This is a genomic window from Zhongshania antarctica (assembly GCF_014202945.1).
Lineage (GTDB): Bacteria > Pseudomonadota > Gammaproteobacteria > Pseudomonadales > Spongiibacteraceae > Spongiibacter > Spongiibacter antarcticus.
The window spans coordinates 1-22351 of sequence record NZ_JACHHW010000011.1 but is presented as its reverse complement, the minus strand read 5'-3'; the positions used below and the strand labels follow the sequence as shown (position 1 = coordinate 22351).

The 22351-nt window shown below is 51.6% G+C and carries 23 protein-coding genes and 1 other RNA gene; 13 read left to right on the top strand and 11 right to left on the bottom strand.

The features are described 5' to 3' along the window. Nucleotides 1-7: 7 nt before the first annotated feature. The 6 genes from carA to grpE form a co-directional block, all read right to left on the bottom strand. Nucleotides 8-1147: a glutamine-hydrolyzing carbamoyl-phosphate synthase small subunit gene (gene carA / locus HNQ57_RS15935; RefSeq protein WP_184464664.1), complete on the bottom strand. Its 1140-nt coding sequence runs from the start codon at nt 1145-1147 to the stop codon at nt 8-10. Between the two features lie 286 nt (nt 1148-1433). Next, nucleotides 1434-2240 carry a 4-hydroxy-tetrahydrodipicolinate reductase gene (gene dapB / locus HNQ57_RS15930; protein ID WP_184464662.1) on the bottom strand — a complete coding sequence of 269 codons (807 nt, stop codon included), beginning with the start codon at nt 2238-2240 and terminating at the stop codon, nt 1434-1436. 18 nt (nt 2241-2258) lie between these two features. Continuing rightward, nucleotides 2259-3635, bottom strand: coding sequence for a YihY/virulence factor BrkB family protein (locus tag HNQ57_RS15925; RefSeq protein ID WP_184464660.1), 1377 nt, complete (start codon nt 3633-3635; stop codon nt 2259-2261). A gap of 101 nt (nt 3636-3736) precedes the next feature. Next, on the bottom strand, nt 3737-4855 hold the full coding sequence (gene dnaJ / locus HNQ57_RS15920; protein ID WP_184464658.1) for a molecular chaperone DnaJ: 1119 nt from the start codon (nt 4853-4855) through the stop codon (nt 3737-3739). A gap of 181 nt (nt 4856-5036) precedes the next feature. Beyond that, complete coding sequence (dnaK, locus tag HNQ57_RS15915) at nt 5037-6962, bottom strand: molecular chaperone DnaK (RefSeq protein WP_184464656.1); 1926 nt, start codon at nt 6960-6962, stop codon at nt 5037-5039. A gap of 120 nt (nt 6963-7082) precedes the next feature. Continuing rightward, the gene (grpE, locus tag HNQ57_RS15910; protein WP_184464654.1) at nt 7083-7679 is read right to left on the bottom strand and encodes a nucleotide exchange factor GrpE; all 597 of its coding nucleotides are present in this window, start codon (nt 7677-7679) and stop codon (nt 7083-7085) included. Nucleotides 7680-7871: 192 nt separating this feature from the next. Between grpE and recN the strand changes: the two genes are divergently transcribed. Continuing rightward, entirely contained in the window at nt 7872-9536 is a 1665-nt protein-coding gene (gene recN / locus HNQ57_RS15905) for a DNA repair protein RecN (RefSeq protein ID WP_184464652.1), read from the top strand. Between the two features lie 247 nt (nt 9537-9783). On the opposite strand, the gene fur is transcribed toward recN, so the two are convergent. Continuing rightward, a complete protein-coding gene (gene fur / locus HNQ57_RS15900) occupies nt 9784-10200 on the bottom strand; it encodes a ferric iron uptake transcriptional regulator (RefSeq protein ID WP_184464650.1) in 417 nt (138 codons plus the stop codon). A gap of 76 nt (nt 10201-10276) precedes the next feature. Between fur and HNQ57_RS15895 the strand changes: the two genes are divergently transcribed. Next, complete coding sequence (locus HNQ57_RS15895) at nt 10277-10690, top strand: outer membrane protein assembly factor BamE (protein WP_184464648.1); 414 nt, start codon at nt 10277-10279, stop codon at nt 10688-10690. On the opposite strand, the gene HNQ57_RS15890 is transcribed toward HNQ57_RS15895, so the two are convergent. From HNQ57_RS15890 to HNQ57_RS15880, 3 genes are read right to left on the bottom strand one after another with little or no spacing between them, the layout of a single operon-like run. Beyond that, nucleotides 10691-11005: an RnfH family protein gene (locus HNQ57_RS15890; RefSeq protein WP_184464646.1), complete on the bottom strand. Its 315-nt coding sequence runs from the start codon at nt 11003-11005 to the stop codon at nt 10691-10693. Further along, nucleotides 10995-11429, bottom strand: a complete 435-nt coding sequence (locus HNQ57_RS15885; protein WP_184464644.1) for a type II toxin-antitoxin system RatA family toxin — start codon at nt 11427-11429, stop codon at nt 10995-10997. Before HNQ57_RS15885 ends, HNQ57_RS15890 begins: the two co-directional genes overlap by 11 nt. 17 nt (nt 11430-11446) lie before the next feature. Then, nucleotides 11447-12817 carry a sodium-dependent transporter gene (locus HNQ57_RS15880; protein WP_184464642.1) on the bottom strand — a complete coding sequence of 457 codons (1371 nt, stop codon included), beginning with the start codon at nt 12815-12817 and terminating at the stop codon, nt 11447-11449. Between the two features lie 87 nt (nt 12818-12904). On the opposite strand from HNQ57_RS15880, the gene smpB reads away from it, so the two are divergent. From smpB to HNQ57_RS15865, 3 genes are read left to right on the top strand one after another with little or no spacing between them, the layout of a single operon-like run. Further along, nucleotides 12905-13384 (top strand): SsrA-binding protein SmpB, encoded by a 480-nt coding sequence (gene smpB / locus HNQ57_RS15875; protein WP_008250462.1) that lies wholly within the window; start codon nt 12905-12907, stop codon nt 13382-13384. A gap of 23 nt (nt 13385-13407) precedes the next feature. Further along, a complete protein-coding gene (locus HNQ57_RS15870) occupies nt 13408-13905 on the top strand; it encodes a SixA phosphatase family protein (protein WP_184464640.1) in 498 nt (165 codons plus the stop codon). A 33-nt stretch (nt 13906-13938) separates the two neighbouring features. Then, nucleotides 13939-14562, top strand: a complete 624-nt coding sequence (locus HNQ57_RS15865) for a class I SAM-dependent methyltransferase (RefSeq protein WP_184464638.1) — start codon at nt 13939-13941, stop codon at nt 14560-14562. A gap of 12 nt (nt 14563-14574) precedes the next feature. On the opposite strand, the gene ppk1 is transcribed toward HNQ57_RS15865, so the two are convergent. After that, nucleotides 14575-16683 carry a polyphosphate kinase 1 gene (gene ppk1 / locus HNQ57_RS15860; protein ID WP_184464636.1) on the bottom strand — a complete coding sequence of 703 codons (2109 nt, stop codon included), beginning with the start codon at nt 16681-16683 and terminating at the stop codon, nt 14575-14577. 158 nt (nt 16684-16841) lie between these two features. On the opposite strand from ppk1, the gene ppx reads away from it, so the two are divergent. The 8 genes from ppx (at nt 16842) to HNQ57_RS15820 (ending at nt 22280) form a co-directional block, all read left to right on the top strand. Further along, nucleotides 16842-18353 (top strand): exopolyphosphatase, encoded by a 1512-nt coding sequence (ppx, locus tag HNQ57_RS15855; protein ID WP_184464634.1) that lies wholly within the window; start codon nt 16842-16844, stop codon nt 18351-18353. Between the two features lie 35 nt (nt 18354-18388). Next, nucleotides 18389-18750: a transfer-messenger RNA gene (ssrA, locus tag HNQ57_RS15850) on the top strand. Between the two features lie 164 nt (nt 18751-18914). Further along, nucleotides 18915-20135, top strand: coding sequence for a tyrosine-type recombinase/integrase (locus HNQ57_RS15845; RefSeq protein ID WP_184464632.1), 1221 nt, complete (start codon nt 18915-18917; stop codon nt 20133-20135). A gap of 125 nt (nt 20136-20260) precedes the next feature. Next, a complete protein-coding gene (locus HNQ57_RS15840) occupies nt 20261-20983 on the top strand; it encodes a hypothetical protein (RefSeq protein ID WP_184464630.1) in 723 nt (240 codons plus the stop codon). 223 nt (nt 20984-21206) lie between these two features. Further along, entirely contained in the window at nt 21207-21407 is a 201-nt protein-coding gene (locus HNQ57_RS15835; protein WP_184464628.1) for a helix-turn-helix transcriptional regulator, read from the top strand. Between the two features lie 11 nt (nt 21408-21418). Further along, the gene (locus tag HNQ57_RS15830; protein ID WP_184464626.1) at nt 21419-21724 is read left to right on the top strand and encodes a helix-turn-helix domain-containing protein; all 306 of its coding nucleotides are present in this window, start codon (nt 21419-21421) and stop codon (nt 21722-21724) included. Further along, a complete protein-coding gene (locus HNQ57_RS15825; RefSeq protein WP_184464624.1) occupies nt 21724-21906 on the top strand; it encodes a hypothetical protein in 183 nt (60 codons plus the stop codon). The genes HNQ57_RS15830 and HNQ57_RS15825 overlap by 1 nt, the downstream gene beginning before the upstream one ends. Continuing rightward, complete coding sequence (locus HNQ57_RS15820; protein ID WP_184464622.1) at nt 21903-22280, top strand: hypothetical protein; 378 nt, start codon at nt 21903-21905, stop codon at nt 22278-22280. Before HNQ57_RS15825 ends, HNQ57_RS15820 begins: the two co-directional genes overlap by 4 nt. Nucleotides 22281-22351 lie beyond the last annotated feature (71 nt).

Below are 22351 nucleotides of genomic sequence, written 5' to 3'. Positions count from 1 at the left end.
GGACTTTCTACTCAGCCTGCTTAGAGGCTTTAATCAAATCTATAAACTGATTAAACAAGGGCGCAATATCATGGGGACCCGGACTCGCTTCAGGGTGGCCCTGAAAACCGAATGCGGGGATATCAGTGCGCCGAATTCCCTGCAATGATCCATCAAACAATGATTTGTGGGTCACTTCCAAATTCGCGGGCAAGGAGGCTTCATCTACCGCAAAACCGTGGTTTTGACTGGTAATGTGCACAACCTTGGTCGCCAAATCTTGCACCGGATGGTTGGCGCCATGATGACCAAATTTCATTTTGACGGTTTTTGCACCTGAGGCCAAAGCCAATAGCTGATGGCCAAGGCAGATACCGAACACCGGCAAACCAGTGGCTAGAATCTCTTTAATTGCCGCAATCGCGTAATCACAGGGCTCTGGATCACCAGGACCATTCGACAGAAACACACCGTCGGGCTTCATCGCCAATACGTCGGCAGCCGGTGTTTTGGCCGGCACAACCGTCAGGCGGCAACCGCGATCGGCGAGCATGCGCAGAATATTGCGCTTTACGCCAAAGTCGTAGGCCACAACATGGTAGGGCAACTCAGCGTCGGTAAGCGTGCGATGCCCCTCACCCAACTCCCAGCTGCTTTCGCGCCATTCATAGGACGCGGCGGTAGTCACTTCTTTCGCCAAATCCATGCCTTTTAGGCCAGCAAATTCTTTAGCGAGTTGCAGTGCTTTGGCTTCGTCGATATCACCAGCCATTAAGCAGCCACCCTGAGCACCCTTGTCCCGCAAAATACGGGTAAGGCGACGGGTATCAATGTCGGCAATGCCGACAATATTGCGGGCTTTCAAATAATCGGAGAGGCTTTGTTCGCTGCGAAAGCTGCTAGCCGTCATAGCCAGATCGCGAATCACCAAGCCGGCAGACCATATCTCAGTCGCCTCTTCGTCTTCGCTGTTCATACCGGTATTGCCGATATGGGGATAGGTAAGGGTTACGATTTGGCGGGCATAAGAGGGATCGGTCAAAATCTCCTGATACCCTGTCATCGCGGTATTAAACACGACCTCGCCAACCGAATGCCCTTCGGCACCAATAGCGATGCCCCGGAATATGCTGCCGTCTTCGAGGGCAAGTATGGCTGGAACCGTCAAGACTACCTCCTGGATCAAACTTGCGGCCGAGAGTTGCCACCGACATACTCGCCGGAACGACAACCAAAGAACCACAGAGGAAAATACGCGTGCAAAAAAGCGAGATGAAGACGTACTTCACCTCGCTCCTTGCGGGGATACGGAGCTTATTAAGCTCGGCACCCTAATCTGATGCGCGATTTTACGCGAAACCACCCCCGCTCGTCCACCGCAATAAATACCAGCAATAGCAAGCTTAGCGCCGTTTCAGGCTAAAACCTGACTTTTAGCGCGCAAATACCACGCCTTATTTAAGGCCTAATACATCCTGCATATCGTAACGACCAGCCGCTTGCGCGCTCACCCATGCGGCCGCACGCACTGCGCCACGACCAAAGGACATCCGCGAACTGGCTTTATGGGTGATCTCAACACGCTCACCCTCGGCAAAAAAGGACACCGTGTGATCGCCCACTACATCACCGCCGCGCACGGTGGCAAAGCCAATGGTTTCGCGCTCACGGGCGCCGGTTTGACCTTCGCGGCCGTACACGGCGACTTTTTCCAAATCACGCCCCAGCGCATCGGCGACAACATGCCCCATGCTCAGGGCGGTGCCTGAGGGCGCGTCGATCTTATGGCGGTGGTGCGCTTCTACAATTTCAATATCAACGTCGTCACCCAAGACTCGCGCCGCCATATCCAGCAATTTAAAGCAGAGATTCACGCCGGTACTGAAATTAGACGCCTGACAAATCGCAATCGGTGCAATAGCGGCCTCAAGTTCGGCTTTTTGCTCAGCATTAAAGCCGGTGGTACCAATTACCATGGACTTACCGGCGCCACCGCAAAGGCGAGCATTCGCCAGGGTAGCCGCTGGCACCGTAAAATCGATCAGCACATCAAAATCGTCGAGCACAGCGCTCAAGTCACCCACAAGAGTGACGCCATTTTTGCCCAAGCCAGCCAATTCACCTGCGTCGGCGCCAATCAAGGAACTCTCTGGCCGCTCAATTGCCGCCGCCAATACGCAAGCCTCATTGAGGGCGATGGCCTCAATCAAAATTTTCCCCATCCGCCCGGCGGCGCCCGTTACTGCTACCCGTACTGTCATATTCTCACCACACTCAATTTAATTGTTCTTGCCAGCCTCAGCGCCATCAAGCGCCGAACCGTCATCTTCAATTGCCATATCCCGCACACTGGTCGCCGCCAAAGCAGCATCCAGGGCGTCATCAATTGCTTTAGTCACCGCCGCCACACCATGCACTGGCCTGCGCGGCGTACCCAAGCCCAGCATTGATGCATTGCCTTCACTGCGCACGGCATCAATGACTTGCTTTAAACTGGTTTTTTCAAGTGGCGCATTCGGTAAATAACGGGCTGGCTCTTCACTATTCTCGGTGATTAGACCAGCCTCCTTCAGCGCTCGCAACACCTTAGTCACGCCCTGAATCTGAACGCGTAAACGCAACACAAAATCACTCGCCGAAAACGGTTTACGCGACTTGTAATGACGCTCAGCAATCACCCCCATAATTTGCAGGGCTAAAGCCTCCCGCTGCTTAATGCTTAAATCACCGCTACGCCGCGTCGGCGCGACATACTCAGGATGCTGAACGTAAAATGCGACGCTGCTGCCCACCAGCAAAATCAACCAACTGATGTACATCCACATCATAAACAAAATGAGAATGGCAAAGCCCGAGTAAATTGCATAAGTCCCGCTGCCACTAGCCGACACCACTACACTACCAAAACCCCATCCCAAACTCTGAAACAAAAAGCCAGACACTACCCCGGCAATCAACCCCGCCCGCACAGTGACCCGAGTATTCGGAATAAACATATAAAAGAAGCTGAAGGCCGCAATGATCATTAAATAGGGCGCAGCTTCCGTGGCAAAGGTAATCAAATACTGCATGAAAGGCAGCTGATGACTAATAGCCTGCACAAAGCTGCCACTCAGCACACTGGCCGACAAGCCAATCGCAGAGAACACCAATAGCGGCCCGATCAGCATCACACTGCCGTAGTCGGCGAAGCGACGACCAATACTGCGGTGTTGATCTAAACGCCAAATATAATTGAAGGTGGCCTCGACTTTCTGAATGAGCGAAATCGCGGTGTAAAACAATAGCGCCACACCAAAGGTACCAAGCACGCCGATTTTAACATTATCGATAAAGCCGATGATTTTGTCGGTAATCTCCACGCCCTGCGCGCCCATCGGCGCCAGAAACTGCAGCATAATCGGCTGCAACTGCTTATTGTGCATACCAAAGGCTTTGAGCACCGAAAAACTCACCGCCATCATTGGCACCAGCGACAGCAAGGTGGTGTACACCAAGCTCATGGCCCGCAGGGTTAGCTCACCCTTGGCAAGATCGTCTAGCACCACGTAAACATAGCGCAGCAAGTGAATCAATTTGCGGCGCGGCGCCGAATAATCTGCCACCTTTTCAGACCACAGATAATTGGCAACGAATTGATTGAGGGTCTTATCCATACTTATTTCCGCGGCTTTTATATGCAGCTCAGAATGGAGAAAAACAGAGGGGAAGTCGAGGGCCGATTCAGCAAATCAGCCCTCGCGCTGTTTTGACGAAATTAGATTTTCATATCGTCAAAAAAGGTTTTTACACCGTCAAACCAGCTTTTTGCGCGGGGCGACTGCTTGTCGTCACCAGCAAGACTGGCCTGCAACTCTTGCAACAGCTCTTTCTGGCGCTTGTTTAATGACACCGGCGTTTCAACGGTCACCTTGCAAATCAAGTCGCCAGTACTACCACCGCGCACAGGGGTTATACCCTTGCCACGCAAACGGAAGGATTTTCCGGTTTGCGTCTCTGGCGGTATTTTAAGCTTAACCCGACCCTCTAAGGTTGGCACATCCAGCTCACCGCCCAGCGCCGCATCGGCAAAACTGATTGGCACATCGCAGTGTAGGTTTTTGCCATCGCGCTTAAATATCGCGTGAGGACGCACCTGCATTTGCACATACAAATCGCCAGCTGGGCCGCCATTGGGACTGGCCTCACCTTCACCGGTCAAGCGAATCCGATCGCCGGTATCCACGCCCGCAGGCACTTTCACTGACAGGGTCTTGGTCTCTTCAACGCGACCCTGACCGCGACAGCTCGTACAAGGATCAGCAATGATGGTGCCGGAACCACGACAGTGCGGGCAAGCCTGCTGCACAGCAAAAAAGCCCTGCTGCATACGCACCTGACCAACACCATTACAGGTGCTACAGGTTACCGGCTTGCTGCCTTTTTTCGCGCCACTGCCATCACAGGGCTTACACGCAACCAGTGTTGGGATACGAATCTTGGCCGTGGAGCCGTGTACTGCCTGCTCCAGATCAATATCAAGAGTGTAGCGCAAGTCAGAGCCGCGCTGCGGACCGCGCTGACGACCACCGCCACCACCGCCAAAGATATCGCCAAACACATCACCGAAAATATCGCTAAAGCCGCCCGCGCCACCACCACCGCCGCCAGCGTTAACGCCCTCATGACCAAAACGATCATAGGCCGCACGCTTCTCCTCGTTAGACAGCACTTCATAGGCCTCGGTGGCCTCTTTGAAGATATCGTCCGCCTTGGGGTCTTCGGGGTTACGGTCGGGGTGATTTTTCATCGCGATACGACGGTAGGCTTTTTTAATATCCTTGCTGTCGGTGTCTCGCGACACGCCCAGAATTTCGTAATAATCTCGTTTTGACATAGCTTCGCTTCACGCTAGACGGGAGACGGGAGACGCTTTTTGAAGTGCCACCCACAACCCCTATAAATGATTCTACCCTTCATGCCAAACGGGAGATCGCAAAACACGCTGACCTTGGCCTTTGCGTCTTCCGTCTCCCGTCCAGCGTTACACTCAAGCGAGGCACGGCCTCGCGTCGAGTTTACTTCTTGTCGTCGTCTTTCACTTCTTCGAACTCAGCATCGACTACGTCATCTGCGCCGCCAGCTTGAGCCGACTCTGCGCCGCCTTCAGCCTGCGCCTGAGCAGCTTGCTCGGCGTACATTTTCTCTGCCAAGCCACCAGACGCCTCAGTCAGCTTCTTGGTTGCCGCTTCAATCGCGTCAAGATCATCGCCTTTAAGTGCTTCGTCAACTTCGGTCAGCGCTGCTTCGATCGCCGCTTTTTCTTCGTCAGACGCTTTATCGCCAGCTTCTTCTAAAGTTTTGCGGGTCGCATTAGCCATGCCTTCAGCCGTGTTGCGCGCTACAACCAGTGCTTCGAACTTCTTGTCAGCTTCAGCATTTGCCTCTGCGTCGCGCACCATTTGCTCGATCTCTTCATCGCTCAAACCGCTTGAGGCCGTGATGCGAATAGACTGCTCTTTGCCGGTCGCCTTGTCTTTAGCAGACACGTGCAGAATACCGTTGGCATCGATATCGAAGGTAACTTCAATTTGCGGCAGACCACGCGGTGCAGGCGGAATGTCGGCCAAGTCGAAACGGCCCAGTGACTTGTTGGCACTGGCTTGCTTGCGCTCGCCCTGCACAACGTGAATTGTTACCGCTTGCTGATTGTCGTCTGCGGTTGAGAATACCTGCGATTTCTTAGTTGGAATCGTGGTGTTTTTCTCAATCAGGTGAGTGGCAACACCACCCATGGTCTCAATACCTAAGCTCAAAGGAGTAACGTCAAGCAGCAGTACGTCTTTCACTTCGCCAGACAATACCGCGCCTTGCAGAGCAGCACCCATGGCAACCGCTTCGTCAGGGTTTACATCGCGACGCGCTTCTTTACCAAAGAACTCAGTCACCTTGGTTTGCACCAGAGGCATACGCGTCTGACCACCAACCAAAATAATTTCGTCAATTTCAGAGGCAGACAAACCAGCGTCTTTCAGCGCCACTTTCATTGGCTCAAGTGAACGCGCAACCAAATCGCCAACCAGTGATTCCAGCTTAGCGCGGCTCAGTTTTACAACCAAGTGCTTAGGACCTGTTGCATCGGCAGTGATGTAAGGCAGATTGATTTCAGTCTGCTGGCTAGAAGACAGCTCGATTTTGGCTTTTTCTGCCGCTTCTTTCAGACGCTGCACAGCCAGTGAATCGCCTTTCAGGTCGATGCTGTTTTCTTTCTTGAACTCTTCCGCCAAATAATCGATCAGGCGCATATCAAAATCTTCACCACCTAAGAAGGTGTCGCCGTTCGTCGACAGCACTTCAAACTGGTGCTCGCCGTCTACTTCAGCAATTTCAATAATCGAGATATCAAAGGTACCACCACCCAAGTCGTATACCGCAATGGTGCGATCACCCTTAGACTTGTCCATACCGTAGGCCAAGGCCGCTGCGGTAGGCTCGTTGATAATACGCTTTACATCCAAACCGGCGATACGACCAGCGTCTTTAGTCGCCTGACGCTGAGAGTCGTTAAAGTAAGCAGGTACAGTGATAACCGCTTCGGTGACTTTCTCACCCAAGTAGTCTTCAGCAGTTTTCTTCATTTTCTTGAGAATTTCCGCAGAAATCTGCGGTGGCGCCATTTTCTCGCCCTTCACTTCTACCCACGCGTCGCCGTTATCGGCTTTGCAGATATTGTAAGGCACCATCTTAATGTCTTTTTGAACCACGTCGTCTTCAAAACGACGACCGATCAAACGCTTCACCGCATAAAGGGTGTTATGCGGATTGGTAACAGCCTGACGCTTAGCGCTCTGACCAACCAAAATTTCTTTGTCTTCAGTGTAAGCAACAATCGAAGGAGTTGTGCGTGTACCTTCTGCATTCTCGATAACCTTAACCTTGTCGCCGTCCATAACAGCCACACAAGAGTTGGTAGTACCCAAATCTATACCGATTATTTTACCCATGTTAAATCTCCGATTTACCTAGTCGCCACTTTTGGCGAACACTATGTCTTGTTGTCAGATATTGGCCCTTATCCACATATTTCAAGGGGACATAGACCATTTTTTACACAATTTAAAAAATTATTCCGGCGCTTTAGCGACCACCACCATGGCAGGACGCAATAAGCGGCCATTCAAGGTGAAGCCTTTCTGCATGACATCCATCACTGAATTTGGCTCGGCATCAGGATTTGGCACCATCGCCATGGCCTGGTGAAACTCGGGGTTAAAGGGCTCACCCACCGGATTGAGCTGCACCACATTGTGGCGAGCCAAGGCATCGAGCATCGATTTATGCGTCAACTCCACCCCTTCGATCATCGGCTTTAAGGACTCATTATCCCTATCGGCTGACGCTAAGGCGCGGTCGAGGTTATCGGCCACCACCAGCATATCCCCAGCAAACTTCTCTAAAGCAAACTTACGGGCGTTTTCTGCGTCTTTCTCGGCGCGGCGGCGGATATTCTGAGCGTCAGCGACGGCGCGCAGCGCCTGCTCTTTAGCATCAGCGGCAGCCTGCTTAGCCTCATCTAGCTGTACCTCAAGGCTCTTTTCTTCCGCTGGCGCAGACGCCTGCTCAGCCTCAGCACCATCAAGCGCGTCTTGAATCTCGCCAACAATCGCTTCTACTTGAGCATCCTCATCTTGCGATGCTGATTTATCCTGATCTTCTGCCACGTAAACTATCTCCTACACGCCTATACACTTGCGGCAGCATGGCCGCGCTGACTGGGATATGGGGCTGTAGCAAACTATTTCAAGGCAAGCGTAAAAAAATTTCAGCACCTTATTTACCAGCGCTTGCCCAGTCACAGTATTTTACTGTATAAATATACAGACAATTTCCCACACCTACCGTGAGAGAACATTATGCTGAGCCACCTTCACATCAGCAATTACGCCATAACAGAAAGCCTAGACATTGAACTGCACCCCGGCATGACCGTACTCACCGGCGAAACTGGCGCAGGCAAATCCATTATGCTCGACGCGCTGGGCCTCGCCCTTGGCGACCGCGCCGACGCGGGCATTGTCCGCCCCGGCGCCGACCGCACCGACATTCACGCGCTATTTGAAATAAGCCAAATTCCCGCCGCCGGCGCCTGGCTAAAAGCCCGCGATTTCGATGGCGACAACGAATGCCTACTGCGACGCGTGATTACCAGCGAGGGTCGCTCGCGCGCCTACATCAACGGTCAACCTGTCACCCTGCAAGATGTGCGCGAATTTGGCAGCCTATTAATAGATATTCACAGCCAGCACGCACACCAATCATTGCTGCAAAAACCCTATCAGCGCGAACTACTCGATGCCTTTGCCGGCACCACAGCACTAGCCCAGCAAGTCGGCGAACACTGCAGCCAATACCAACGCAGCAGCAAAGCCCTCGCCACGCTAGAAAGTAACGCCGCCGAGCAAAATGCCCAGGAACAGCTACTTAGCTATCAACTAGAAGAACTGAACCGCCTCAACCTTCAGCCCAATGAGCTAGAAGAGCTCGAAAACCAGCAAAAGCAGCTGGCCAATGCCGAGCAAATCCTCGCCGCCAACCACCACAGCTTGCAGCTATGCCGCGAGGGCGAAGTCAATGCCATGGGCATACTCCATCAAGCCCTGTCTTCGCTAAATAGCAGCCAACACCGCTGCGCCGCTCAAGAAAATGCCGCCCAACTGATGGAGAGCGCCCGCATTCAAATTGAAGAGGCCGCACGGGAACTGCAAAATGTCATCGACGGCACCGAACTCGACCCCGACCGCCTGGCCGAAACCGAGGGCCGTCTCGATGCCATTTACCAAACGGCACGCAAACACCACCTACAAGCCAGCGAGCTCCCAGCCCTGCACGCATCACTAGCAGAGCAACTCGAAGGCCTTAACGCCAGCGACGAAAAGCTCGAGCAGCTCCGCGCTGAGCAACAAGAATCACTAAAGTCCTACAATGACAAAGCCGCCAAGCTGAGCGACAAGCGCCGCAAAGCCGCTGCCACCATGAAAAAACGCGTCGAAGAACAGCTGCGCGCCCTGAGCATGAAACATTGCGAAGTCGACTTTGCCCTGCACACCCTAAGCGACGAGCCACACAACTGCGGCCGCGAAGAAGTTGAAATACTGATTAGCACCAACCCCGCCGCCGCCAAAGGACCACTGAACAAAATCGCCTCCGGCGGCGAGCTATCACGGATCAGCCTCGCCATACAGGTGGTAACCGCCCAAGTTGCCGCAATACCCACCATTGTCTTTGATGAAGTCGACGTGGGCATTGGCGGCGCCACTGCCGAAATCGTCGGCAAACTGTTAAAAGAACTCGGCCAGCGCAGCCAAGTACTCTGCGTCACCCATCAACCCCAAGTGGCCAGCCAAGGCGACCATCATATTCGCGTGCAAAAAGTGGGCGACAAAAAACACCTACGCACCGAGCTAGAGCCGCTCAAAGACGAACAGAAAATTGACGAGATTGCGCGGATGCTAGGCGGTATCGCGATTACCGAGAATACCCTAGCGCATGCGCGGGAAATGCTGGGGGTAAGGCATTAGTTGGTTCGTCGGATGTCGGGCGTCTGACGTCGGATGCTAAATACTCGCACCGGCAAACGTGACGAAAGCTGCTTGAGGTTAAGGGTTTTAGACTTTTCGTCAGACTAGCCAATGTCGGATGTCGGATGTCGGATGTCGGATGTCGGATGTCGGATGTCGGATGTCGGAAAATTGGATTCCGCACCCAAAACCTCGTCAAGCGCAGCCTTTGGCTTTATGCGTCAGACCTCAGACACCCGACGTCCGACTAGCCTTTCTTCGGCTTCACATACAAAACCAAGCTATGATCAACCAGCTCATAGCCACGCTCGGCCACCAGTTGACGCTGACGCGTTTCAATAAGGTCGTCGCAAAATTCGATGACCTCGCCCGTTTCTAGGCACACGATATGATCGTGATGATCGCCTTTTTCTAGCTCAAAAACCGAGTGGCCTGCTTCAAAATTGTGCCTAACCACCAGGCCTGCAGCTTCAAACTGGGTAAGCACACGGTAAACCGTTGCTAAACCTACATCCTCGCCAGACTCCATCAGCGCGCGATAGACGTCTTCTGCACTGAAATGCTGATTGTCGCTCTCAGCCTGTTCCAGTAACTGCAAAATTTTGACACGAGGCAAGGTAACTTTGAGCCCTGCTTTGCGGAGCTCTTTATTTTCTATAGACATGTGCCTTGGACCTTAGCGTTGCGGTGGGGATTGCGTTATTATCCCACGCCTCTGTAAGCGATTGGAACCCTTTAGCATGTATAGACGATTTGCCACAGCATGCCTGCTTGTATCACTGGCGGCATGTAGCACTCTGGAATTCCCCGGTGTTTACCGCCTGCCTATTGATCAGGGCAATATCATTACGCCGGAAATGGTCGATCAGCTTAAAGTCGGCATGAGTCGCAGCCAAGTTGAATACATTATGGGCACACCTATGGTGCGCGACACCTTTAGCCCCAACCGCTGGGACTATATCTACACACTAAACAAGCCTGACGAGCCCAAAGAACGCCACCAGTTAACGGCCTACTTTGACGGCGATACCCTGGTGAAATTCACCACTGACGTCAAAACAAGCGACGTCAAGCCCTTAGAAACAGTGCCTGCGCCAAGCGGCGACGGCACCGCAACAGACCCCGCTACTGTGCCAGCACCGGTTGCTGAATAATTATTCAGCGGCCTTGCGGGCCTTCACTTTGGCGGCCCGCTGCTTGCGCACTTCTTTTGGATCAACAATTAAAGGTCGGTAAATTTCTACCCGATCACCATTTTTCAGCGGCTGCTCTTCGGGCTTGCTGACACTTTTACCAAACACCCCCAAATCGACACTGCTCAAATCCAGCTCAACAAACTGCTTATCCAGCCCCGACTGCATCGCCGCCGCCCTAACCGTGCTGCCCGCAGGCAATTCGAGGGCAACAATGCGCTGCTTATCCGGTAGCGCATAAGCCACCTCGACATGAATCGTTTTATTATTTTCCATACTGTGCATTTGCTCGCTTCACTAGGGCGTCCACCAAATTATTGGCCACCGAATTAAATAATTGCTTGGTTGCCGCGCCCACCAAACTGTTTGCCAAGGCAAAATGCAAGTGCAAACTTACCTTGCAAGCCTCGTCACCCAAGGCGAGAAGCGTCCACTCGCCGCGCAAGTCATCAAAGGGACCATCGACTAACTTCAAGCTAACACTGCGATTATGCTTTAACTCATTACGTGTAATGAAGCTCAATTTTATACCCGCTTTCGCCAAATCTAAACGGGCTTCCATAACGTCTTCACTACGGCTGAGCACTTCCGCACCCACACAGCCATCCATATACTGAGGGTAGGCCTCAACATCGTTAATGAGCTGGTAAATGATGCCTGAGGAATAAGGCAATAGCGCACTGCGCCGAATTTCGGTCATTCTACTTTCCAATAATGTTACGCAGTCACTCGCAAATAGAGCCCTACCACGAGCACCAGCAATATTGCAGGGGGCGCAATATACCGCAACAGGGCCTGCCAAATCCAAAAAAACAGCCCTTCAAACCAGCCTTCTCGCACACCGTAAACAAGCTTAGGTACCCGCCACGCGGCAAACAGCACAAAACACCAAGCCGCCAGCGGCAGCAAAACATTGGCCGACACGATGTCTACCCACTCCATGAAACTGCGCGATAACCAGCGCAGCTCACTGAATGGCGCCAAGGAGGATATGGCTAAATCACCGCAGATTAAAATCAAGCTACCCGCAGTCAGCGCTGCCAGAGGTCGCCAAAAGGCCCAGCGCTCAACCAAATACGCCACGGTCGGCTCCATTAGTGCCACCACCGTCGTCAGCGACAAAATACCCAGCAGCAGAAAAAACGCGGTGCCCGCTATATCGCCAAACACCAAATTACCAAAACTAAACGGCAAGCTAATAAAGAGCAGCGCAGGGCCGCTTCCCGGCACAATATGCTGATCAAATACCAAGGCCAATATTGCCAAACCTGCCAAAATCAATACACCGGCATCGATAATGACCAAGGCAAACAGCTGCCGAGTAATAGATCGTCCAGAGGGAAAATACGCGCCGTAGGCCATCAGCGCCCCAGTGCCAATACTCAAGGTATAAAAGGCATGCTGCAAAGCAAAAAAGCCGCCCCGCCAGCTTAAATCATCCATTCGCAGAGTGAACATCCATTTCACCGCAGACGCAAAATCACCCAATGCATAGCTGTAATACACAATACTCAATAGCGCTAATAGCAATACCGGTAGCAACACCCGCAAGAGCCCAGCCATACCCCGCACCACATTCATCGCCGACAGCGCTATTGCCAGCAACACAAACAATCGCTGCCAAAAACGCATTACGTCAGGAGCAGCTAATAAATCGGTAAACTGCCCTGCCACCAAATCTAAGCTAGCGCCATCCATCACGCCGGTGGCCATTTTGCCGATATACACCAACAACCACGCCGACACCACCGCGCCATTGGCCGCCAACAACAACGCCGTGACGCTGGCAATTTGAGTCACCAAAGACCAATGCTTGCTCGCCTTGGCATAATGCGCCAGCTGATCCACAGCGTGAATTGGGTTACCCCGCGCCCGCACCGCAATACGCACCTCGGCCACCGCTATCGGCAGCATCACCAACAGCACGCAGGCCAAGTAAATAATCAGAAACGCCCCGCCACCGTTGTGCCCTGACTCTTGCGGTGTACGCCAAAAATTGCCTAAACTGACCACCAAACCGGTAGCAGCAGCCAGAAATGTCCAGCGGCTAGACCAGATACCCTGTATTTTTCGTTTCTTTAAGGCCATATGCCGTCAACATCAATTTTGCAAAGCAGCGGTCTTTTTACCTGACCCCAATAGGTTTTGCCAGCAACTCCCTCTATAATCGCCACCATGAGTAAAAACAAAAGCAAAAGCCCTAGCGGTACGATCGCCTTAAACAAAAAGTCGCGGCACGACTACACCCTTACCGACAAGTTTGAAGCTGGCCTGGTATTACAGGGTTGGGAAGTTAAAAGCCTGCGACAAGGTAAGATTCAGATCGTCGATACCTACGTAATCCTCAAAGATGGCGAGGCATTTCTGCTTGGCGGCAATATAACGCCACTGCCCAGTGCGTCTACGCATTTCGTCACCGACCCAATTCGTACCCGCAAGCTCTTGCTTCACAGCAAAGAACTGCGCAAACTGGAAGAGGCTGTCCAGCAAAAGGGCTATACCTGCGTATGCACGGCCTTATATTGGAAAAAGCACATGATCAAAGCCGAGATTGCTTTGGCCAAGGGTAAGCAAGACCACGACAAGCGCGAAACTGAAAAGAACCGCGATTGGGAACGTCAAAAAATGCGCATTGTGCGCGACCATAACACCTGACCCGAGCTAGCTAGCCAACGCCAATGAAAACTCTTTATCTGTTACGTCATGCCAAATCCGGTTGGGATGACGACCAGCTCAGTGATGCTGAGCGACCCATTACCAAACGCGGCAAGCGCGACTGCCAACTGATTGCCAGTGAAATCCAGCGTCGCGAGCACCTCTTCAAATACGTTTACTGCAGTACTGCAAAGCGCGCCCAGGAAACCCTCAAACGTTTTCAAGCTGACGCCAGCGTATTTGACGACGCCACCATCACCCACGACGAAGCGCTATACACCTTCGAAGCACCCAAATTGCTCGCGTGGATAAAAGAACTGCCGCAAGCGCAAAACCACGCCGTGATTATTGGTCATAACCCCGCGATCGCCGATCTCGCCAATTATTTATACGACGGTAAAATCAGTCACGTTGGCACCTGTAGTTTTATGGAGCTGGAAATCAATATTGAGTACTGGGATCAACTCCGTGCCGACAGCGCCAAACTCATCGAGATTATTCGCCCAAAACAATTCCGCTAACTCGACCAATCAAGCATAGGATGCGACTCAGCAATGGCCGATAACCCGGTTTTAAAAGACATTAGTATTGTTAACGACGTTCTAATTCTCAAAAAGCGCCACAAGCTAATCCGCAAAATGCAGCGCAACCTGCCCGGGCCAGAGATACACGGCTATCAAGTGTGGGGCTCCTCCTTCCTCATCATGGACTACCTGCTCGAAAACCCGCCTAAAAAGCGCAGCAAGATGACCGAAATTGGCTGTGGCTGGGGTATTCTCGGTATATCTTGCGCTCAGCACTTCAAGGCCAAGGTCACCGCCATCGACGCCGACGAGCACGTGTTTCCGTATCTTGAGGCCCACGCCTTACTCAACGACGTCAAAATCAAAACCCGCACCGCCCGCTACGAACACCTAAAAACCGAAGACCTGCACGGCCACGGTCTAATGCTAGGCGGCGACATTTGCTTTTGGGACGCCCTAGTTAAGCCCTTATTTTCTGCCATTAGCGCGGCGCGCGACGCCGGCGTTGGCAAAATTATTATTGCCGACCCCGGTCGTCCACCCTTTCACAAACTGGCTAAGCGTTGCCAAAAAGCTTTTGGCGCCGAGCTGATTAGCCGCGAAATACGCAGCCCTAAAAAACTCAGCGGCGAGCTACTGATTATTTCGCAATAGCGATTAGCCACTTTATTTTTTGTGTTTCTTCTTCGGCTTACTTACCCGAGGCCGGTAGTCCAACTTCGCCAAGCGCGGCAGTTTTCCCGTGCTGAGAAATTTGTGAGTTAAACCTTGAGAGCGAACTTTACCACCGCTCTTTTTCCGTGCCCGAAAACCATTGCTCTGCGACGCATCAATAATCCGCGCCTTCACATTGTCGGCCCACTGCAAGTCGATGATCGACTGCAACATTTTTTGCAGGGGCTTGCTGTAAATAGGGCAGGTTACCTCTACCCGAAAATCGATATTGCGCGTCATTAAATCGGCCGAGGAAATAAAATAGCGCGGCTCGCCAGCATTCCGAAAAATATACACTCGGGGGTGCTCTAAAAAACCATCAACAATGCTAATCGCTTCAATATTTTCACTCAAACCCGCCAAACCCGGTACCAGCGAACACATACCACGCACAATTAAACGCACCGGCACACCCGCCGCACTGGCCTCGTACAGTAAATCAATTAACTCGCGGTCGACCAGATTATTACATTTAAGCGTGATACCACACTCATCGCCCTTCTTAGCATTTTGTATTTCTGTTTTAACCAAGCCCAATAAGCGCTCGCGACTATTGAGTGGCGACACCCCTAAGTGATTAAACTCATGGCGCTTATAATTGTAAGCAATAAAGTCGAAAACCTTAGCCACTTCATCGCCAATCGCCTGATCGTAGGTCAGCAAACTAAAATCGGTGTACACCGTGGCCGTCTTTTCATTGAAATTACCCGTGCCGACATGGGTGTAAAACCGTTGCACACTGCCCTCTTGGCGCACAATCGAAATCAATTTACTGTGCACCTTTAAGCCCGGCACACCCAGAATAACGTTCACACCGCCGTCGGTTAAACGCTGCGACAAGGCGATATTCGCCTCTTCGTCGAAACGCGCCTGCAACTCAACTACCACGGTGACTTCTTTGTGATTTGCCACCGCATTAAGCAGCGCATCAACCACATGAGAATTCGACGCTACCCGGTATAAGCTTGCTTTAATACTTTTAACTGCCGGATCAATCGCGGCGGTTTTCAGTAAATCGGTCAGGTAATTAAAGCTGTGGTAAGGGTAGTACAGCAAAATATCCTGCTCGCGCAGACAACTCAAAATATTGGCGGCCTGATCGATCACCGGCACCGGAATTGTCGGCAAAGGCTTTGCATCTAAATACGCCGGACCTAAGTTCGGAAAACGCATAAAGTCTTTGGAGTTGTGGTAGCGACCACCGGGAATCATTGAGTCTAATTTACCCAAGCCCATGCGCTTGACCAAATAATCTAACAAATCATTAGGCATCGCCGCATCGTAAACAAAGCGCACTGGGTCGCCTTTTTTTCGGCGTTTAAGGCTCTGGGTCATTTTTTCTACAAAGGTGTGAGTAACCTCTTCACTCAGTTCCAACTCCGCGTCACGGGTTAGCTTAATGGTGTAGGCATCGGCCGTCTCCAGCGGAAAAATCCCCCTAAACACCTCCGGCAAACACACCCGAATCATATTTTCTAACGAAATCAGTACTTTGCCACGTTTACCCTTGCGACTAGGAATGCGAATAAAACGATCTAGCCGCGAGGTGGGAATTTCTAACAGTGCAAAGCGAGTCTGCGACTCATAACCCAAACGGATAGCAAGATAAATAGACGACTCATTCAATTCAGGGATCGGGTTGGCATCGTCAAGAATAATAGGAATGAGTTCTTGCTGAATATGCGAGTGAAAATACGAGCGCACATAGTTTGTTTGCGCCTCGTCTAACTGCTTTTCATTAATAAGGTAAATTTTACGACGGCGCAGCTCTTTTAAATTTTCCCGATACACCACATCAAAGCGCTGCTGCAGCTTCAGCACCTTCTGACGAATTTCCTCCATTAACGCCTTGTACTCATCCTGCTTAGACGCGGCAGAGAACACCGCCAAGCGCCGCACATCTGCCACCCGCACTCGGAAAAACTCATCTAAATTATTCGAGAAAATACCCAAATAGCGAATACGCTGAATAATTGGCACCGAGGGGTCGGCAGCCTCCTGCAATACCCGCTCATTAAATGACAACCAGCTCAATTCTTTGGCAACCCACGTACTGTCCACGTCCTGCCTACCCCTCTGTTAGTCCCTTAAATTAATGTAGCAAAAAAAATACACGCTAGTGTAGCCACCGCTCATGTCATTTTTATGACAAAAGCCTAGAGTCGATTTTAAGCCCCCCAGCCGATACACTGTGCAGCCAACAGGGAATTCATACTACCATGGCTCAAAACAGCGACTCTTACGCGGCACTCGACCTCGGCTCTAATAGCTTTCATCTGCTTATTGCCAGCTTCAGTGACAACAAAATTCGCGTCATCGACCGCCATAAAGACATGGTTAGATTAGCCGCTGGTCTCGACGACGACGGCCGCCTCAGCGACGAAGCCCAAGACCGCGCCCTCGACAGCCTCGCCAAAATGGCCGACCGCCTGCGCGGCGTACCTCGACGCCAAATACGCGTAGTGGGTACTAACACACTGCGCGCCGCCAGCAACGCTGTTGAATTTATGGCCAAAGCCGAAGCCGTGCTCGGCCTGCCCATTAATATTATCTCGGGTACCGAAGAGGCCCGTCTCGTCTATTTAGGCGTGGCCAACGATTTTGCCCCAGAACAAAAGCACCGCCTTGTTATCGATATCGGCGGCGGCTCAACCGAACTGGTGGTGGGCAATAACACCCCCCGCCAACTCGAAAGCCTACCCATGGGCTGTGTCAGTTTCAGTATGCGCTATTTCAAAAATGGCGACATCAACGAGAAATCCTTTAAAAAGGCGGTAAATGCCGCCAGACAAATGATCAGCCCCTACGTAGAACCCTTTCGTGGCCATTGGCAAGAAGCCGTCGGCTCCTCTGGCACCATTCGCAGCATTGGCAAAATTCTCGCCGAGCAAGAACTCAGCGAAGCGGGCTATATCTCTGCCGACGGCCTAGAAAAACTCAAAAACCAAGTACTTAACGCAGCTAATAGTCGCGACTTGAATATAAAAGGCCTCAGCGAAGATCGCCGCGACGTCTTTGTGGGGGGCTTTGCCGTACTCTACGCCCTATTCGAAGAACTCGGCATGGACGGCTTACACGTCTCCGCCTATGCCATTCGCGAAGGTATTGTGCACGACCTTGCTGGCCGCCTCCACCACCGCGACAAGCGCGAAGACACCATTAAGCAACTCATTAGCCAATACAGCATTGACGAGGCCCAGGGCAACCGCATTGCCGAACTCTGCGCGCGCTGGCTACCCGCCGTGGCCGACCACATCACCACCCCCGACACCGAGGCAGGCCCCCTGCTGCGCTGGGCCGCCCAGCTCCACGAACTCGGCCTCGCCATTGCCCACGGCAGCTACCACAAACACGGTGCCTATATACTCGGCAACGCCGACATGCCCGGATTTTCTCGGCAAGAACAAGCCCGCCTCAGCTTTTTGGTGGCCAACCACCGCCGCAAACCCAAACCAGTAGGCAACCCCAGCTACGGCGTAACCGCCGACTGGCCACTGGTTTGCGTGTTGCGCTTAGCCTGCATTTTTTATCGCCGCAGGCAGGCCAAACAACTCCCCGCCAACATCACCTTAAGCAGCAAAGACGCCAACAAACTCTGCGTAAACATTCCCGAAGACTGGCTGCTCGCCAACCCCCTCATTGCCGCCGACTTAGAAGACGAAGCCGAACTGCTCAACAAAAGCTTAGACATCAAACTCAGCATCCAGCAAAACCACAGTGAACAATCCTAGCCGGACACAGTCCAAAAGAGTACAATCACCAATCTGGGGCCGATTTGGATTCGACGCCGGTTACAAAACTTCTGGTGCATGCCGTGATGACAGCCAATCACGTTAATCCAAAGCTGTAAACCTAATAGTTGCCAACGACGACAACTACGCTCTAGCCGCTTAAACCCCGGTTAGCGGTCGCTACCAGATGCTTGTAAATGGGACGCGACTGTCATATAGAACAAGCTAGCGAGTAAGGTATGTCTGAGACCGAGCCGCGAAACACTTAATCAGAATCGCTAATTACGTCCTGCCCGTCGGGCTGTATGCGGCTAAATTAATTGACGGAAACCAAGCATGTGAAGAGCCATAAGCAGCGGACTGGCGGACGCGGGTTCAATTCCCGCCGGCTCCACCAAAAATACTTCCAAGGGAGACCAAGGAAGGCCTGAAACCCCAGTAAATCTGGGGTTTTTTGTGTCTGTAGCGTCCATAGGTGTCTGGGGGCATCTATTGCAATCCAGTACAAAGTGGGGGCACAATCGGGGGCATAAACAGATTTCACCAAACAGGTGCCCCCAGATGCCCCTAACAGACCCCGCAGTAAAACTAGCCAAGCCCAAGGACAAACCCTATCGCCTAACTGATGGCGAAGGCATGTACTTGGAAGTCTCTCCCAAGGGCGGCAAATACTGGCGCATGAAATATCGCTTTGGGGGAAAAGAAAAACGGCTTTCTATTGGCGTCTACCCAGCCACATCCCTAAAGAAGGCCCGCCAACTTCGCGAACAAGCTCGGCAACACCTCTCTAATGGCGTAGACCCCTCTGCGCTTAAACAAATCACTAAGCTCACCAACACCACCGCCGCGGCAAACAGCTTCAAGCTTGTCGCCTTAGAATGGTTCAGTAAACAAAAACCGATCTGGGCAGAAAATCATTGGTCAAAAGTTGAGCGAATGATGGAGCGGGACTTATTCCCCTTCCTTGGCTCCCGCCCACTCAATGAGATCACACCTCCCGAATTACTCGCCGTATTGCGAAAAATTGAAAGCCGTGGCGCTCTTGAGTCTGCCAAGCGCACAAAGCAGATAGCCGGCCAAATATTCCGCTATGGCGTGGCTACAGGTCGATGTGAACGCGATCCCGCCCAAGACCTGAATGGTGCGCTGGCCAACCCAATCAAAAAACACCGATCCGCAATCACTGACCCTAAGTTAGTCGGCCCTCTGCTAAACGCCCTAGATGGCTATCAGGGAACCGCTGTTGTAAACGCAGCCATTCGCCTTGCTCCGCTTACTTTTGTGCGCCCCGGCGAATTACGGAAGGCTAAATGGGCTGAAATTGATTTAGACAAGGCTGAGTGGCGCTACTATGTCACCAAAACCAAGTCAGACCATATTGTGCCGCTGTGTAAACAAGCAATCGACATACTGCGAGAGCTGCAACCGCTAACTTGTAACAGCGAGTATGTATTCCCTAGCGCCAGAACCCTTAGACGGCCAATGAGTGACAACGCCGTTTTATCAGCAATGCGCCGCATGGGAATCGGTAAAGACGAAATGTGTGGGCATGGTTTCAGAGCGATGGCGCGAACAATACTGGATGAAGAATTGCATTTTCGGCCTGACTGGATCGAGCACCAGCTAGCCCATGCGGTGAAAGACGTTCACGGGAGAGCCTACAACCGCACAGCGCACCTACCGGAGCGGAAAAAAATGATGCAAGCCTGGGCGGACTACCTTGATAGCCTCAAGATTCAAGCCCAAAATGGGAATGTAATTCTCGCTAAATTTGGCGGGTAGCTGAAAAATAAACAAAGATAACGACTCAGTATAAATTGCCGCCCCTTACCCGACGGGGGACAAGCTGGACACCTTCACCAGCCTGGGGCGGCAACACCGAAGGAGCACAATGTGAGAAGGCGTGCATGAGCAAACTACTTAAGCTTAAACCTTGGCTAACACTTACCGAAGCTGCAAGTTATGCTTCGAGTATAATTTCAGAGAAGGTAAAAACATCGGATCTACTGCAATTTGCACTGGAAGGACATTTAACCCTATCAGTAAACCTCGTAAATCATGCCACAGCGGTACTAGGGAATAGCGTGCTTCCAAGTGAAGTTACCTACAAAGACGTTATCGTCCCTGCAATAATGTCCAACAAAGAAAGCACATTAAGGATATTTGATGGCAAGTTTATCTCTGAAAATGAAGCAGTAGTATTTGAGAAAAATGTTAAGTCGATTAACGGCATCTGGGATTTATCGATGCACGGATGTGAAAGACTAGACGTCGAGTACGAATATTTACGATTAACTAAAGGTCCCGAGCTAACGCTCTTCGATGTAGACGGAGATGTCATACTTTACCGCCCGGAGGATAAAATATGGGCAAATCTCAAGGAACATCTCGCCGACAATCCATTTAACAAAAATTCTGACTATCCAGTAGACGAAAACTATCGAAACTACGAAAACTTTTACCCTGCCGGCGGCCTACCGAAGGATTGCGTATGGGGAGTAAAGCCGCCAAATCTCATGGACTTTATTCAGTCACTAAGCGAACCTTTAGATAAGCCAAAAGCTACCGCACAAAAAAACCGTAAACGCATACCTCGCCACTATAAACGCCCTATCCGCAGCCCTTATTGACGGCGCGACTGGAAAACACATGAAAGACGCAGAGGCTATTCTTAGGCACCTCAGTTTGAAAGGAATTAAGGAGCCTGTTACTGCCAAAACTTTAGCAAAGTATCTATCTGAGAGCTCAGGATAGAATATTCTACGCCGATTTCGGAATATTCCATTTAGACAGACAGAAATAAATTCTAATGAAACCTCGGAAGTCACAAGCACACAGAGGTTTTACTTAGATATGAAAACACAAGAAGCATTATTACGCCGGAAACAAATTGAAGCCCGTACTGGGCTAGCCCGCAGCACAATTTACGCACTTATGGCCGAAGGCAAATTTCCGAAACCATGCAGGCTCGTCGGTCGCACAGTTGCGTGGCCCGCAAGCAGTATTGATAAATGGATTGCTGAGCGCATTGCCGCTAGCAAGTCCGCAGTATAGAGGGTGCAGCAATGAAAAAGGCCACCCCGAAGAGCAGCCAGTTACACACCACCAATTCTACTGCTAGCAGCGACCAACGCCAACGCCTTTTAATTGCCTTACGTAGAGTGGGCAACGAGGGTCTAACAACAATCCAAATAAGAGAACAGCTCGATATTATGATGCCCGCAGCAAGGGTTCATGAATTGCGCTGGAATTATGGTTACAACATTCAGGCCATTCCCGCCCACGACAGGAACGCTCAAGGCAATCGCCATACCTGTAAACGCTACGTGCTGTTTTCTGGCCAATGGGACAAAGTACGGAGGGCTGCATAATGGGACGCTACATTGTGGAAGTCCGCCAAGAAATCACCACCCCCATCACTGTATATGCCGACAACGCAGACGACGCACAGAAGCGCGCAGTTTACGGGCTAGGCGAATTTGGCGACCCAGACGCAAGTGAACTGCAAATAACCTCCACACGGCTCCTAGAGGAATTTGGAGCCAAGCAATGAGCAGGAAGTTTAGCCAATACGACGAACACTGGAAGGGAGTTGCGCACATTCGCATCCCCCTTGCAGTTCTCGATAGCCCAGCTTGGCGAGTTTTGGCATTTTCTGACAAAGCATTGTATGCCGATTTACGCGCTAAGTTGCGGTCGACTAATAACGGCAATATCAATGCCACGCTTTCAGAAATGAAACATCGCGGATGGAGCTCGTCAGCAACATTGTGGAAGTCACTTCGCAATCTCGAACGTATGGGCTTAATCGCCCAAACGCGGCAAGGTGGTATCGGCGGGATGTCGAAGATATGCAATTTGTATCGATTTACTGACCTACCGGTGCACGACTTCCCCAAGCAGGAGCCTGTAAATAATTCTGTGTAACTGCCAAGGTTAAATATAATCCGCTAAGCGGTCTTCAAATTCAATCATAAATCGATTGAGTGCTGGCTTCC

Excerpts from the sequence above, each read along its gene's own strand:
- HNQ57_RS15840 (WP_184464630.1), top strand. The coding sequence starts at position 20,261 with ATGAGCAAACTACTTAAGCTTAAACCTTGGCTAACACTTACCGAAGCT.
- HNQ57_RS15870 (WP_184464640.1), top strand. The coding sequence starts at position 13,408 with ATGAAAACTCTTTATCTGTTACGTCATGCCAAATCCGGTTGGGATGAC.
- HNQ57_RS15820 (WP_184464622.1), top strand. The coding sequence starts at position 21,903 with ATGAGCAGGAAGTTTAGCCAATACGACGAACACTGGAAGGGAGTTGCG.
- HNQ57_RS15845 (WP_184464632.1), top strand. The coding sequence starts at position 18,915 with ATGCCCCTAACAGACCCCGCAGTAAAACTAGCCAAGCCCAAGGACAAA.
- HNQ57_RS15865 (WP_184464638.1), top strand. The coding sequence starts at position 13,939 with ATGGCCGATAACCCGGTTTTAAAAGACATTAGTATTGTTAACGACGTT.
- dnaK (WP_184464656.1), bottom strand. The coding sequence starts at position 6,962 with ATGGGTAAAATAATCGGTATAGATTTGGGTACTACCAACTCTTGTGTG.
- smpB (WP_008250462.1), top strand. The coding sequence starts at position 12,905 with ATGAGTAAAAACAAAAGCAAAAGCCCTAGCGGTACGATCGCCTTAAAC.
- HNQ57_RS15835 (WP_184464628.1), top strand. The coding sequence starts at position 21,207 with ATGAAAACACAAGAAGCATTATTACGCCGGAAACAAATTGAAGCCCGT.
- HNQ57_RS15895 (WP_184464648.1), top strand. The coding sequence starts at position 10,277 with ATGTATAGACGATTTGCCACAGCATGCCTGCTTGTATCACTGGCGGCA.
- fur (WP_184464650.1), bottom strand. The coding sequence starts at position 10,200 with ATGTCTATAGAAAATAAAGAGCTCCGCAAAGCAGGGCTCAAAGTTACC.
- HNQ57_RS15880 (WP_184464642.1), bottom strand. The coding sequence starts at position 12,817 with ATGGCCTTAAAGAAACGAAAAATACAGGGTATCTGGTCTAGCCGCTGG.
- dnaJ (WP_184464658.1), bottom strand. The coding sequence starts at position 4,855 with ATGTCAAAACGAGATTATTACGAAATTCTGGGCGTGTCGCGAGACACC.
- dapB (WP_184464662.1), bottom strand. The coding sequence starts at position 2,240 with ATGACAGTACGGGTAGCAGTAACGGGCGCCGCCGGGCGGATGGGGAAA.
- ppx (WP_184464634.1), top strand. The coding sequence starts at position 16,842 with ATGGCTCAAAACAGCGACTCTTACGCGGCACTCGACCTCGGCTCTAAT.
- HNQ57_RS15925 (WP_184464660.1), bottom strand. The coding sequence starts at position 3,635 with ATGGATAAGACCCTCAATCAATTCGTTGCCAATTATCTGTGGTCTGAA.
- recN (WP_184464652.1), top strand. The coding sequence starts at position 7,872 with ATGCTGAGCCACCTTCACATCAGCAATTACGCCATAACAGAAAGCCTA.
- HNQ57_RS15830 (WP_184464626.1), top strand. The coding sequence starts at position 21,419 with ATGAAAAAGGCCACCCCGAAGAGCAGCCAGTTACACACCACCAATTCT.
- HNQ57_RS15885 (WP_184464644.1), bottom strand. The coding sequence starts at position 11,429 with ATGACCGAAATTCGGCGCAGTGCGCTATTGCCTTATTCCTCAGGCATC.
- HNQ57_RS15825 (WP_184464624.1), top strand. The coding sequence starts at position 21,724 with ATGGGACGCTACATTGTGGAAGTCCGCCAAGAAATCACCACCCCCATC.
- HNQ57_RS15890 (WP_184464646.1), bottom strand. The coding sequence starts at position 11,005 with ATGGAAAATAATAAAACGATTCATGTCGAGGTGGCTTATGCGCTACCG.